This is a genomic window from Pseudomonas sp. GL-B-26 (assembly GCF_019947405.1).
Classification (GTDB): Bacteria; Pseudomonadota; Gammaproteobacteria; order Pseudomonadales; family Pseudomonadaceae; genus Aquipseudomonas.
Genome location: NZ_JAGYGJ010000023.1, coordinates 66,995 through 80,009, shown reverse-complemented (window position 1 = coordinate 80,009; position 13,015 = coordinate 66,995). Strand labels below are relative to the sequence as shown.

At 57.5% G+C, this 13,015-nt stretch carries 15 protein-coding genes; 10 read left to right on the top strand and 5 right to left on the bottom strand.

Annotated features, from left to right (window positions below):
* Nucleotides 1–367: 367 nt before the first annotated feature.
* From KGB23_RS16680 to KGB23_RS16670, 3 genes are all read left to right on the top strand, one after another.
* On the top strand, nt 368–787 hold the full coding sequence (locus KGB23_RS16680; protein ID WP_223431867.1) for a very short patch repair endonuclease: 420 nt from the start codon (nt 368–370) through the stop codon (nt 785–787).
* 390 nt (nt 788–1,177) lie between these two features.
* Entirely contained in the window at nt 1,178–1,687 is a 510-nt protein-coding gene (locus KGB23_RS16675) for a Bro-N domain-containing protein (protein WP_223431866.1), read from the top strand.
* Nucleotides 1,688–1,959: 272 nt separating this feature from the next.
* A complete protein-coding gene (locus KGB23_RS16670; protein ID WP_223431865.1) occupies nt 1,960–2,949 on the top strand; it encodes a hypothetical protein in 990 nt (329 codons plus the stop codon).
* A 6-nt stretch (nt 2,950–2,955) separates the two neighbouring features.
* Here KGB23_RS16670 and KGB23_RS16665 read toward each other — a convergent pair whose 3' ends face one another.
* The gene (locus tag KGB23_RS16665) at nt 2,956–3,771 is read right to left on the bottom strand and encodes a sulfite exporter TauE/SafE family protein (RefSeq protein ID WP_223431864.1); all 816 of its coding nucleotides are present in this window, start codon (nt 3,769–3,771) and stop codon (nt 2,956–2,958) included.
* Nucleotides 3,772–3,880: 109 nt separating this feature from the next.
* Between KGB23_RS16665 and KGB23_RS16660 the strand changes: the two genes are divergently transcribed.
* A complete protein-coding gene (locus KGB23_RS16660; protein ID WP_223431863.1) occupies nt 3,881–4,648 on the top strand; it encodes an AraC family transcriptional regulator in 768 nt (255 codons plus the stop codon).
* Between the two features lie 41 nt (nt 4,649–4,689).
* On the opposite strand, the gene bglX is transcribed toward KGB23_RS16660, so the two are convergent.
* The gene (gene bglX, locus KGB23_RS16655; RefSeq protein WP_411741503.1) at nt 4,690–6,900 is read right to left on the bottom strand and encodes a beta-glucosidase BglX; all 2,211 of its coding nucleotides are present in this window, start codon (nt 6,898–6,900) and stop codon (nt 4,690–4,692) included.
* Nucleotides 6,901–7,240: 340 nt separating this feature from the next.
* Here bglX and KGB23_RS16650 point away from each other — a divergent pair, with 340 nt between their 5' ends.
* The gene (locus KGB23_RS16650) at nt 7,241–7,558 is read left to right on the top strand and encodes a helix-turn-helix transcriptional regulator (RefSeq protein WP_046045462.1); all 318 of its coding nucleotides are present in this window, start codon (nt 7,241–7,243) and stop codon (nt 7,556–7,558) included.
* An 11-nt stretch (nt 7,559–7,569) separates the two neighbouring features.
* A complete protein-coding gene (locus KGB23_RS16645; RefSeq protein ID WP_223431861.1) occupies nt 7,570–7,830 on the top strand; it encodes an XRE family transcriptional regulator in 261 nt (86 codons plus the stop codon).
* A gap of 51 nt (nt 7,831–7,881) precedes the next feature.
* Here KGB23_RS16645 and KGB23_RS16640 read toward each other — a convergent pair whose 3' ends face one another.
* Nucleotides 7,882–8,940 (bottom strand): MBL fold metallo-hydrolase, encoded by a 1,059-nt coding sequence (locus KGB23_RS16640; RefSeq protein ID WP_223431860.1) that lies wholly within the window; start codon nt 8,938–8,940, stop codon nt 7,882–7,884.
* A 213-nt stretch (nt 8,941–9,153) separates the two neighbouring features.
* Here KGB23_RS16640 and KGB23_RS16635 point away from each other — a divergent pair, with 213 nt between their 5' ends.
* Both KGB23_RS16635 and KGB23_RS16630 read left to right on the top strand, forming a co-directional pair.
* Nucleotides 9,154–9,762 carry a TetR/AcrR family transcriptional regulator gene (locus KGB23_RS16635; RefSeq protein WP_223431859.1) on the top strand — a complete coding sequence of 203 codons (609 nt, stop codon included), beginning with the start codon at nt 9,154–9,156 and terminating at the stop codon, nt 9,760–9,762.
* A 139-nt stretch (nt 9,763–9,901) separates the two neighbouring features.
* Nucleotides 9,902–10,441 (top strand): DUF1003 domain-containing protein, encoded by a 540-nt coding sequence (locus KGB23_RS16630; protein WP_223431858.1) that lies wholly within the window; start codon nt 9,902–9,904, stop codon nt 10,439–10,441.
* A 7-nt stretch (nt 10,442–10,448) separates the two neighbouring features.
* Here KGB23_RS16630 and KGB23_RS16625 read toward each other — a convergent pair whose 3' ends face one another.
* Nucleotides 10,449–11,390 carry a LysR family transcriptional regulator gene (locus tag KGB23_RS16625; RefSeq protein ID WP_223431857.1) on the bottom strand — a complete coding sequence of 314 codons (942 nt, stop codon included), beginning with the start codon at nt 11,388–11,390 and terminating at the stop codon, nt 10,449–10,451.
* A gap of 15 nt (nt 11,391–11,405) precedes the next feature.
* Here KGB23_RS16625 and KGB23_RS16620 point away from each other — a divergent pair, with 15 nt between their 5' ends.
* Nucleotides 11,406–12,113 (top strand): CTP synthase, encoded by a 708-nt coding sequence (locus KGB23_RS16620; RefSeq protein WP_223431856.1) that lies wholly within the window; start codon nt 11,406–11,408, stop codon nt 12,111–12,113.
* Nucleotides 12,110–12,433, top strand: a complete 324-nt coding sequence (locus KGB23_RS16615; RefSeq protein ID WP_223431855.1) for an antibiotic biosynthesis monooxygenase family protein — start codon at nt 12,110–12,112, stop codon at nt 12,431–12,433. The genes KGB23_RS16620 and KGB23_RS16615 overlap by 4 nt, the downstream gene beginning before the upstream one ends.
* A 125-nt stretch (nt 12,434–12,558) precedes the next feature.
* On the opposite strand, the gene KGB23_RS16610 is transcribed toward KGB23_RS16615, so the two are convergent.
* Nucleotides 12,559–12,885 carry a DUF2025 family protein gene (locus tag KGB23_RS16610; protein WP_223431854.1) on the bottom strand — a complete coding sequence of 109 codons (327 nt, stop codon included), beginning with the start codon at nt 12,883–12,885 and terminating at the stop codon, nt 12,559–12,561.
* Nucleotides 12,886–13,015 lie beyond the last annotated feature (130 nt).

The following is a 13,015-nucleotide window of genomic DNA, read 5'->3' as shown; positions in this document are numbered from 1 at the left end:
CAGATTTAATAGACACCTTTGAGCGTCGGCTTCTGGCCCGGGGTGTGTAAAAACGCTCGCGGCCTCATCGTTTTGGATCATTGAGCTTTTATAGTGGTGAACGACTCTCGGACACGACGTTAAGTTTTTTCCTTGGTCTGAGCTGGCGCCAACCCACCGTTGAACTGGTGAGGCCGAACCCAGTTGTGATCATCTGACAGCTCGATCTGGCGAGCATTTTCATCTAAATGGATGTCCGGTTTCATTAGTCCACTACAAGGGGATCACCGTAAGCTAGTGGTGTGAGCAAGTTTCGGCAAACAAAAGCTAATATTGAGTAGGCAGTACCGAAAAAACTCGAGTTAATGGACAAGCTAGGACGCATGTGTTGAGTGCAGACATCGTTTCCCCAGAACATCGCTCCAAGATCATGTCGATGATCAAGGGCAAGAACACGAAGCCTGAAATGGTCGTGCGATCGGTGTGTCATGAAATGGGGCTTCGCTATCGTTTGCATAGGAAGGATCTGCCCGGAAAACCTGACTTGGTGTTCCCCAAATACCGATTGTGCATATTCGTCCACGGCTGCTTTTGGCACAGGCATTCTGGCTGCAAATATGCGTATACACCCAAGAGTAGGCTGGACTTTTGGCTGCCAAAACTAGCAAAGAACGTAGAGCGAGATATTGATGTACAGCAAGCGTTAATTAAGCGGGGATGGAGAGTGGCGATCATTTGGGAATGCCACACCAAAAACAGAGAACTCCTACGTAATGAAATCCAGAAAACATTCGGCTTGAGTGAATAAGTCCTACACCTTCTCGGCGGAAAAATGATGAACGACGTTGAAGGGTTGACCGTCTGGCATTGACCCCCTAGGCTCTCAGTTCGGCGCCTAAGAAACGCCTAAACCAGAGCGGTCCTCCGCACCCGACAGTCATGCGGCTTTTTTTCGTCTGCGGTTTTCCTACGCCTGCGAGAAAATCCCCGTTATGTCGGGAGTGGGCGAATACAAGACCCGAAAGGGGAATATGTCCGGCCCGTCTCTGGTGGGTTTCTTAGCTCCCGACACCCATAACGAACGCCCTAAGAAAGCAGCCAGAGGTAAAGGAAATGCCTGACTTCACAACCTTCACGATGAAGGTAAATCGCTGTACCTGTAGATCTGTTCCCGTGTTTCCACGTCAGGAGGCACGCCATGCCTGAACCACTTTTACCAACTCTGTTCACCCGCCATAAATCGCACCTGCACGCGATTCTGGTAGAGAACCAAGCGTGGTTCTGTGCTCATGAGCTAGGCCGGTTGATGGGCAAATATCTTGATGAGCGCATGCTGCGCAAACTCGACGCCGATCAACGGCAGATGATGTGCGTGCAGACCTATGACACAGCCGGAGAACACTTGATGGTAAGTGAGTCCGGCGTGTACGCGCTTTTGGTCTATCACTACTGCCCCGAGTATCGCCAGCTTCGTGAGTGGCTGACGCATCAGGTTGTGCCTGCGTTGCGTGATGCCCGCCCGGTGCGTTCGGTCGAGCGTCCGACGTTGAGTGTGCTGAGTTGGCCGCAGATGTCGCTCAGCATGCTGCATTGGCAGGATGAGCCGTGGATTCGGTTGCGGGATATGCCCTGCTTGCTAGCGGACGATCCGTTCAATCGCAAGGAATCCTGGTGGCGCAGGACTTCGCGGTTGTTGCGAGGATACTGATTGTTCACAAATCCGCTGTTTGAGTTTTCAGGCAGCGGATTTTTATTGGATGAATAAACTGGGGCCGCTTCGCGACCCAACGGGGATAAATCCCCTCACCACAGGTTCGTGCCTGGCTTGGTTGCTGTGTTGATGTTGGGAATCGCGAGCAAGCTCGCTCCCACAGGTTTGGTGTGTTGCCGCAGATTTTGCGGCATGTTGAAAACAATAAGTGCAACCCGCCCCACCTCCCGCTATTAATACCCTTCCCCACTCGAGGACCCGAGCCCACCATGAAATTCGACCTCGCCTACTGCCTCAGCCTCGACGACAAGCTGTCGATCTATGACGTGCGCGATTTGAATTTCGACGAAACCATGGATTTTGACTCGGCCAAAGAACACTTCCAATGCCCCAACGATGCCTGTCGTTTGGCCTTCGATGCGGCGAATGTGTTGACGACGTTCAACGCCAAAAACGTGAACTACGTGCGCACCCCGCACTTCAAGAACACGCCCAGCACCCGGCATGTTGCGGATTGTCCTTATGTCAGTCTCAAGGCGTCGGCGTCAGGTGTGGACGCGGACGGTGCGGAAACGGATGACAGTCGCGAGGAGCATTTCCCGTCGGAGTTATTGCTGACTCGACGTGAGTATGTGCGTAAGCCGTCGAACGCTGCGGTGGCGGCGGATGTTGTGCGGGACGATCCGAAGCCAACCACTGCGGCTAGCAACACAGAACACCCGAGCCATGAAATAGCACCGGACAAGACCCGTGTCTTCGCCCATCCAGTGGAGTGTTTTGTCTCGAACTTCGAGGACAAGGAGCTGCTCAAGCGCATGCCGCTGAAGATTGGCGAGCACACGGCGCCTTATGGGTCGTTCTTCAAGAAGATCGAGTATCTGCAGGACAACAAGGGGCTGATTTACTGGGGCAAGATCAAAGAGATCAAGGATTACACGCAGAGTTTTCGCATCGACTTCGAACAGAAGGTCTGGTTCAAGCAAGCGGACGAGGCGAAGAAGAAGCCTTATTCAGTCAACGTTTACTTGAGCAAAAAGCTGATCGACAACTACCGCAAGCGCAAAGCGTTTCTGGAAGAGATCAAGCACGCCAGCGAGAGCGGGAAAGAGTTGTATTGCTTCTTTTATGGTGTGACGCCGGAGTTGAAGCAGGTGCCGAGCAAGAAAAACCCCGAGCAGACGTTCGGGGTATTCAGTGCGAATATTGAGAACCTGGATCACTTCATCATTCGCGAAGCGCCGGGGTTGGAGGCGAAGTAACTGCGATTAACTCAGGCACAGGCTGATCATCACCAGCACCAGCAAACCGATATACACCCGCGCATGGGTTCGGTCCGGTATCCGCCCGATCCAAGGCGTAGCCAGCCGAATCCCCACCAGCGACCCCACCGTCAACACCGCAAACGCCAGCAGATCCACATAACCGACAAACCACGGCCCAAGATCAAACTCGGTAAACCCAGCCATGGCCATGTAAGTCAGCGTCCCGGCCAGCGCCACGGGCAAACTTAGCGGATTGGCCATGGACGTCGCCTGAGACATGCTCAGCCCGCAACGCCGCAACAACGGCACGGTCATGACGCTGCCGCCTACGCCGAGAAACGTGGCGATGGTGCCGATTCCTACGCCCCCACCAGACACTTCTGTCCTTCCCAATCGCCGTGGGATGGCGGTGTCGGACGCTGTAAGAAAGCCGCGTCGCAACAGGCAATCCGCAATGGTCACGCCCAGGTACGCGATGAAGGCATAGCGAATCACCTCGCCACTTGCCCACATCGCCGCTACGGCGCCGATTACCGCGCCCACGCCGATAAACCCGCCCAACGGCCACAGGTAATGTCGGATGAGATTACCGGCGCGTCGGTGTTTTCCGGTGGCGATCGTCGCGTTGACGATCATCACGCAGGTCGAGGTTGCCACAGCAATGTGCATCGCCGATTGGCCGACGGGGTCGTCTGTGCCGTGGCTGGTCATGAGCATGCGGTAGAGCAATGGCACGACGACGAAGCCGCCGCCGAAGCCGAACAGCACCGCGGTGATGCCGGTCATGCAGCCGAAGAGTGCCAGCAGGAGATAGAACATGGGAGTCGTCCGTTGTTGAGAACGGTCGACGATAGAGCGATGCGCCTTGGCCTGCTTCAGCAAGTCAGCCAATAATGTTCGCGTTTACGCCAATCGCTGGGGCTGCTCGATGCGCAATGTTTCGATTGATCTGCTGGACCACACGCCACGGCCGGTGGTGGCCATCGGTACGGATTATTCCCACGGCCATTTGTTGCCTCGTCATACACATCGGCGGGCGCAATTGCTGTACGGCGCCACCGGGGTAATGCAGGTCAGTACGCTCGACGGCAGTTGGGTGGTGCCGCCTCAGCGGGCGGTGTGGATTCCGCCGGGGGTGGTGCATGAAGTGCTGATGATGGGGGTGAGCACGCGCAGTGTGTATATCGAGCCGGGTGCGGTGGATCTGGGGGATCGCTGCCAGGTGATCAGCGTTTCGCCGTTGATGCGGCATTTGCTGATGGAGGCGGTGGAGATCCCGCTGGCGTATGACGAGCGCGGGCGCGACGGTACGCTGATCGGCTTGCTGCTGCATGAGCTGGCGCGCAGCACTCACCTGCCGTTGCACATTCCCCTGCCCGTCGATGCGCGGTTGCTCGCGTTGTGCCAGGGCTTTGTGCAGCGGCCCGACGCTCACCAGTCGCCACAGCAATGGGCCGATCAGTTGCATATCAGTCTGCGCACCTTCAATCGCCTGTTCCGCCAACAGACGGGTCTGAGTTTCAGCCAATGGCGACAGCGGGCTTGCGTGGTGCTGGCTCTGGCGCGGCTGGTGGTGGGCGAACCGGTGACGCGGATTGCCCTGGATTTTGGCTATGACAGCCCTGCGGCGTTCTCGACCATGTTCCGCCGCGCACTGGGGCAGGCACCGTCTGTCTGGCTGGAGGGGGCGAAGTAGTTAGCCCAAAAAGAGAGGCCACTGCCGCTAATGCCTCGGCCTTACAGCAACTCAAAACTCTGCGCCTTCACATCCTGAGAATCCAGACCGATCTGCACCTGGAACTCGCCCGGCTCGGCGGCGTATTCCAACTGGGTGTTGAAGAACTTCAGGTCGTTCTCATCAATGCTGAAGTGGACTGCTTTCTCCTCTCCGGCCTTTAGCATGATTTTTTGAAAGTTCTTCAGTTCTTTGACCGGACGGGCGACGGAGCCAACGACATCGCGGATATACAGCTGAACCACCGTTTCGCCGTCGCGCTGGCCGATGTTCTTCACCATGACGCTGGCGACGAGGTTGTCGGTTTTGTTCAGTGTGGTCGAGGACAGGGCCATGTCGGTCAGGCTGAAATCGGTATAGCTCAGCCCATAGCCGAAGGGATAAAGCGGACCATAGGATTGATCGAAATATTGCGACGTGTAGTTGCGAAGCGCACCCACGATGTAGGGGCGACCGGTGTTCAAGTGGCTGTAGTAATTGGGGATCTGCCCCACGGAGCGTGGAAAGGTGATGGGTAACTTGCCGGACGGGTTGTAGTCACCGAACAACACATCGGCAACGGCATTGCCTCCCTCGGAGCCGCTGTACCAGGTTTCCAGAATCGCATCGGCCTGTTTCTGCTCCTTGCCGATGGACAGCGGCCGGCCGTTCATCAATACCAGTACCAGCGGCTTGCCGGTGGCTTTCAGGGCGGTGATCAATTCGCTCTGGCGCCCCGGCAGATCGAGGCTGGTTCGACTGGCCGCTTCATGGGACATGCTGCGGGGCTCACCCACCACGGCAATCACCACATCAGCTTGCTGTGCAGCTTTGACCGCTTCGTCAATCATTTCTGTTGCCGGACGAGGGTCGTTCGCGATTTCGGACACTCCCTGGTATTCCAGGTATTTAACAACCTCCTGATCCTCCTCGAGATTTGCGCCTCGGGCATAGATCAGCGAGCCCTGATCCATCGCGCTTTTCAGCCCGTCGTAGATCGTCACTGATTGCGAGGCCACGCCACTTGCGGACCAACTGCCCATGATGTCGACGGTACTTTTTGCCAGCGGGCCTATGAGCGCGATCGCGCCCTCTTTTTTTAGCGGCAAGAGTCCGTTTTCATTCTTCAGCAGCACCAATGTCTTGCGTGCCACCTCACGGGCCTGCGTTCTGTGCAGACGGTATTCGGCGTTGTTATCAGCGGGGTCTTCACTGGCAATGCCGATGCGCCGGTAAGGGTCTTCGAACAGCCCCATGTCGTACTTGGCCCCCAGCACTTCGCGTACTGCATTATCAATATTGCTCTGGGAAATAGAGCCTGACTCAAGCAGCCCCGATAGCTCCGGCCCATAGGAGAAATCGTTCATGCTCATATCAACGCCAGCCCTGATCGCGAGCCTGGCCGCTTCGCGGGGATTCTTCGCAACACCATGCTGAACCAGATCGTTTATCCCGTTATGGTCGCTGATGACCAGCCCCTTGAAGCCCCATGCCTTGCGAAGCAGGTCTTGCATCAACCAGGCATTGGAAGCGGCTGGCACGCCATTTATCGAGTTAAGCGCCACCATCATCGCCCCCGCGCCACCCTCAATCGCCGAACGATAAGGTGGCAGGTAGTCCTGGTACATTCTGGCCAGGCCCATGTCGACGCTGTTGTAGTCGCGTCCACCCTCGACAGCCCCATACAAGGCAAAGTGTTTGGCGCTGGCCATGATGCTGTCGGGTGCATTCGGGCTTGCGCCCTGATAAGCCTGAACCATCGCTTTGGCAATGCGCGAAACCAGATAGGTGTCTTCGCCGAAGCCTTCGGAGGTGCGCCCCCAGCGAGGATCCCGGGCAATATCTATCATCGGGGCGAAGGTCAAATCGATACCGTCGGCACTCGCTTCTTTCGCCGCTGTTCGACCGCTCAACTCGATAGCGCCGATATCCCAGCTGGAGGCCAACGCCAGGCCAATGGGAAAAATGGTTCGATGGCCGTGTATGACGTCCCAGCCGAAAAACATCGGTATTTTCAAACGGCTTTGTTGAGCCGCGTCTTGCATGGGTCGGTTGACGTAGCGGCTCACAGAGCCGTACGTACCACCGATTCGCCCGGCGGCGATTTCTTCTCGTATCTTTTCGGGCGTCATCTTTTCATCAATGGCGATCAGCCGCAGTTGGCCGATTTTTTCCTCCAGGGTCATTTGATTTATCAGGTTGCTGACAAAGGCCTCTTTGCTTAACGATGCCATATCAGCCACGACGGGCAGACTTGTAAAACCGATCAGGGCACATAGCAGACGTAGTCTTTTCATGATTCCCTTCCCCGCGTAACGCTGTGACGCACTGCGTCAGAAACGCCACTTTCCTTGTATTGAAAATCAGAAAGCTGACGTTCAATCATTGCTGCTGACGGGAGTTGAAAGCTCATTGAGCGTTCAGGAGCCCGCATAGAAATAGCGTAGTCGCTCCCACGCGCCTGCCTGAGAGGAAAAATAGAACCGATCAAAAAATGAGTTTGATTCGGGCTCAAAACAACTGTACAAAAACACAGTATTTTTTGAATCAGCACTCTTGAGCCCGGAGAACACCATGGCCTCTCATGCGATGAAAATCACCCTGGAACGTATCGCCCTTTTCCAGTTCACCCCCGCGCATAGCGTTCAGGCCCGAGCGATGCTGGGCTGGAGTGTGGAGGAACTGTCTCGGGAATCCGGGGTTTCGGTGGACGCTATTCAGCGATTTGAGGATGAACGCGACGTGCTGGATGTTACGCGGCTGGCGTTGGCATATCGGTTTGAATCGGAGGGGTTGGTGTTCTTCCCGGGGTTTGCGCCGGGTCGAGGGATGAATGTGAAAGGGTCTACGCCTGACCCGGTGGGGCGGGCGGATTATGCGATGGTTGAGTGAGGTGTCAGCGAATGAGTGAAGTCAATGGAAGCGACAGCTGTGTTTATGAGGCGCTGGGGTATCCCGATGCGGGTGAGATGCGGGCCAAATCTGAATACGTTATGAAGATTGGCATATTTCTCGAAACCGGTCGGCTGAGTAAGACTGAGGCGGCACAAAAGCTCGGACTGTCTCAGGAGGAGCTGAATGAAATGCTCCGCGGAAAATTTCGCGATTTGACCGTGGCAAAGATCTCGGAATATCTAAACCTGCTACAGGATGAACGCCGCTAGTTTAGTTGTGACATTCGGGCCGCTCCCTGGGGTCGGCCCGGCGGCACGTTATCAAGCGTTCTGAGGTTCCACCTGATCGCCAACGTTTTCCATCTCCGACCACCAGGCTCCACCCCGCTGCGGATACATCACATTGAACGCCTGACCCATCTGCGGCGTGGTAATCGAAACATTCCGCTCCCAGGCCAACGCCAAAATGCGGTCAAAGGGCTCGAACCAGGCGTGCATCGACAAATCGAACGTGCCGTTGTGAATCGGTAATAACCACCGGCCTTTAAGGTCGATGTGCGCTTGCAGGGTTTGTTCCGGCTGCATGTGCACATGCGGCCACTCGACGTTGTAGGCACCGGTTTCCATGAGTGTCAGATCGAACGGGCCGTATTGCTCACCGATGCGTTTGAAGCCATCGAAATAACCGCTGTCGCCGCTGAAGAAGATTCGCGTGTCTGCGTCGATCATCACCCACGAGGCCCACAGCGTGCTGTTGCCATCGAACAGACCGCGGCCGGAAAAGTGTTGCGAAGGTGTGGCAATAAACTGGATGCCATCAACCTCGGTGCCCTGCCACCAGTCCAGCTGGCGGACCTTGCTGGCGTCGATGCCCCATTTGATCAAGGTGTCGCCCACGCCCAGCGGCGTCAGAAAGTACTTGGCCTTGTCCGCCAGTTTGAGCACCGCTTGATAATCGAGGTGGTCGTAGTGATCGTGGGACAGGATCACCGCTTCGATCGGCGGCAACTCTTCGAGGCTGATCGGCGGCTGGTGAAAGCGCTTCGGGCCGGCCCATTGCACGGGTGAGGCGCGCTCGGCGAAGACCGGGTCAGTGATCCAGAATTTGTCCCGCAGTTTCAGCAGTACGGTGGAATGACCGAGGCGGTAAACGCTGTGGTTGGGGGCGGCGATCAAGGCTGCCTGAGTCAGCGCTTGCACCGGGACAGGCGCCGTCGGGCGGGTGTTACGCGGTTTGTGGAAGATCATGTTCCACATGATGCGCACCATTTTGCGAAAGCCTTCACGTTGCACGGGCGCATGGTTTCGGAAGAGCCCTTCTGCCTGACGGGATGCTTCAGGCGTGGAGGCGTTGTCCGCAGGGGAAGTTGAAGTGGCCATGACTGAATGACTCCAGGAAAACCACCTGATTCGCAGTTTTCCGCTTGGGACGATAAATGGCCAAGGCACGCACGCATCAGCCGGAGATCTAGTGTTCACTGCGCAGGATTAACAAAACATTACACTGCACAGTGTAGTTTCTAGGTTGCATCAAACCCGATCACAAGTAAACTGCCAAGTGTAATTCTCACTACTTCCTGCCGAAGCGTACTTATGACAGCTCCACAGCGCCTCACCGACCGAAAACGCGAAGCCATCATTCAAGCGGCGATTGCCGAATTCCGTGCCAACGGTTTCGACATCACCAGCATGGACAAGATCGCTGCCACCGCCGGCGTGTCGAAGCGCACGGTGTACAACCACTTCCCCAGCAAGGAAGAGTTGTTCGCCGAAATCCTCAATCAATTGTGGGCGCGGGTGACGTCAGAACAGGAAACGCCCTACCACCCTGAACTGCCGCTGCGCGATCAGATGCGCCGGATGTTGATGGCGAAATTGCAGATGCTGGGCGATGACAATTTTCTCGACCTTGCGCGAGTGGCCATCGCCGCCACCATCCATTCCCCCGAGCGCGCCCAGAATATGGTCGCCCGAATGGGGGAGCGCGAAGAAGGCCTGACCGTGTGGATCCGCGCCGCTCAGGCTGATGGCCGTTTGAAACCGGTCGCCCCCGAATTCGCTGCACAACAGATTCAGGGAATGCTCAAATCCTTTGCGTTCTGGCCACAGATTTCCATGGGCCTGCCCGGCCTGTCAGCCGAGATGCAGACCACCGTGGTGGAGTCGGCGCTGGACATGTTTTTGGCCTGCTATCAGCTCTAAATCGAGTTGCAATAAATGACAATGTCCGCCGCTTTAGCAGTAAGCGGTAGCTCGGAATAAAACGCCGCAATGTGTTTCAGAATGAAACTGGCGCTGGGTCTATAGTGAGCCTCAGTCCCAGCGCCATGCAGAGAGCACCATGACCACCACGACTTCCGACACTCAACCCGCCCTCCCCGTCGACCATCTGCGTTTTCATCGCGCCCATGCACACTTGGCGCCTACCTTTGGCAACGACAAGTTTGCCCTGCGCGCCGAGGCCTTCGCGCGGTTCTTCGGCACGCCGACCTTTCTCGGCGCGCAGACGCTGATCGTGGTGTTATGGGTTTGCCTCAATCTGTTCGGCGTGGCGCACTTCGATCTCTATCCGTTCATCCTGCTCAACCTGGCGTTCAGCCTGCAATCGGCGTATGCCGCGCCGTTGATTCTGCTGGCCCAGACCCGTCAGGCGGCGCGGGATAAAGCCCAGTCCGACGCCGACGCCCTGCACCGCGAATCCCTGGCCGTCGCCAACAGTGAACGTCAGGCGCAAGCGGCGCAGAACACCGCGCAATTGCTGGAGTTGCTCGAACAAAACACCCGGCTCACCGAAATGACCAAGGCCCTCACCGAACGCATCGAAAGCCTGACCTCGGAAATGCATCAGCACTTCGTGCGCAAGGATCAGCCGAAGATTTAGCGCTCGGTCAAGGCAATCGAAGCGCCCGCCCCAACTCATCGAACAACGTCACCACCGAGCGCAAGGCGCGGCAGTCCGGGCGGGTCAGCAACCAGAGCGCCGTGTCATAACCGTATAGCGGCTCGCTCAACGGTTGCAGGCCCTCACCGATGAGGAAGTCCGGCAATGCCGCGACACCGAGCCCGGCCCGCACCAGCTCAGTCACCGACAACATGCTGTTGCAGCGATAACCCGGTGTGACACCGGGCAACTGCTGACGGCGCCACGCGACGGTGGGGTGATCGGGGAGGAAGTCGTCCGGGGCAATCCAGGTCAGCGAAGCCAAGTCTTCGGAATCGACCGATTTCAGATACGCCTCGCTGGCACAGACTCGATAGGAAACCTGGGCCAATCGCCGCCCCACCAAGTGCTCGGGCGGTGTGCGGGTCAGGCGCAAGGCGATATCGGCATCCCGGCGACTGAGGTTGGCGAAGTCGTTGGACGTACTCAACTCGATGGTCAGCGCCGGGTAGGACGGCATGAACTGTGCCAGCGCCGGCAACAGCAAACCCTGCAAGACCGAATCGGTGCAGGTCAGGCGCACCGTGCCGCTGATGACTTCACCGCCCTGCTCCACGCCAATGCGCGCTGCCTCCAGCGCCTGTTCGGCCCGCTCAGCCTGCTCGGCCAGGGTTTGCGCCAAGGTGGTGGGCAAGTAGCCGGTGCGGCTTTTTTCGAACAGTTGCTGGCCCAGCGCAGCTTCCAGTCGGCGCACGGCGCGAAATACGGTCGAGACGTCGACCTTCAATAGCGTCGATGCCCGGGCCAGAGAGCCGCCGCGCACCAGCGCGAGGATCAGGGACAGGTCGGGGTAGTCCAGTCGATAGTGCGTCGGTGCATTGATCAATTGGGATAACGCCAATATTGAGTGCGTGAACGCCAATCTATAGTGGGTGCCAGGAATCAACAAGCGTGGAGCGCACTCATGGAAACCCGCCCAATCCGCATCGCCCTGATCGGCGATTACGATCCGCAAGTCACCGCTCACCAAGCCATCCCCATCGCCCTCGGCATGGCCGCCGAACAGGCGGGCACAGACGTGCAGTTCCAGTGGTTGGCCACCGACCGCATCAGCGCCGATACGCCATTGGCTGGCTTCGACGGTTTCTGGTGCGTGCCCGCCAGCCCTTACCGCGATAGGGACGGTGCGTTGCGGGCGATTCGTTTTGCCCGTGAACAGCAGCGACCCTTCCTTGGCACCTGTGGCGGTTTTCAACACGCCGTACTCGAATACGCCCGACATGTTCTGGGCTGGGACGATGCCGAACATGGCGAGACATCGCCGGATACGGCGCGAGCGCTGCTCACACCACTGGCCTGTTCGCTGGTGGAGGCCGTCGACAGCATTCATCTGGTGGAAGGCTCGTTGATCGCCCAGGCGTACGAAAGCGCTGAGATTGTCGAAGGATATCGCTGCCGCTACGGCGTTAATCCAGCGTTTGAACGTGAGTTGTTGAGCCAACAGCTGTGCGCCGTTGGACACGACTCAACCGGCGACTTGCGGGCGGTGGAACTCAAAGGTCATCCGTTCTTCGTCGCGACGCTATTCCAACCTGAACGCGCAGCGCTCAAGGGCAAGCTGCCGCCGCTGGTCCGTGCGTTGATCGCAGCCTGCAAGAGGCAGAAGTCATGATCGCCAAGACTCCGCCAGCGCCTTACTACGCGGTGATTTTTACCTCCCTGCGCACCGACGGTGATCACGGTTACGAGCAGGCCGCCACGCGCATGGTCGAACTGGCCCGTGAGCAACCCGGTTTCCTGGGTGTGGAATCGGCTCGGGGTGAAGACGGGCTCGGGATTACGGTGTCCTACTGGGCCAGCGAAGCGGCGATCCTGGCGTGGAAACATCATCCCGAGCACAGTGAAATTCGCGAGCGTGGGCGGTCGACCTGGTATTCGTCTTGCCATACGCGGGTGTGCAAGGTTGAGCGGGCGTATGAGTTCAAGCAGTAAATGATGCGGCGTTCTTCAGGCCGCCTTCGCGAGCAAGCCCGCTCCCACATTGGTCTTGTGATCGACACATAACTAATGTGGGAGCGGGCTTGCTCGCGAAGAGGCCCGCACAGTCACCGCAAAACTCAGCTCTGCACCAGACTGCGAACCGCCGAAATCTCCGGCACGTCCCGCCGATTCATATACACCCGCAACGGCTCGGTGATGTTGATCCGGTCATCGATGTTCTGATCCAGCAACAACTGAATCAACTCACGCTTGAGCGTCATGGCCTGCGCGGAATCTGGGGCCCAGACGAATTCGCTGGTGGGAATAATGCCGTCATCCGCCACGTCCATGCCGAAGGAGTCTTCGCTGAAACGAACAATGTACTGGCCGGTCTTGCGATTGAGGCCGACGAAGCCTTTGAGTTGGTCGGCGGCCTGGCAGATGAGCTCGGAAGTGATGCGCATGATAAACCTCACAAAAGGTCGTTAAGGACCGGTGATCGATGGTTTACACGCAGGGCAAGCGAATGGGCGTTCCCTCTGCCGGGGTAACTGCCGGGGCCAAGAGTACTGCAAAGAAGCGCACAAAAGCGCT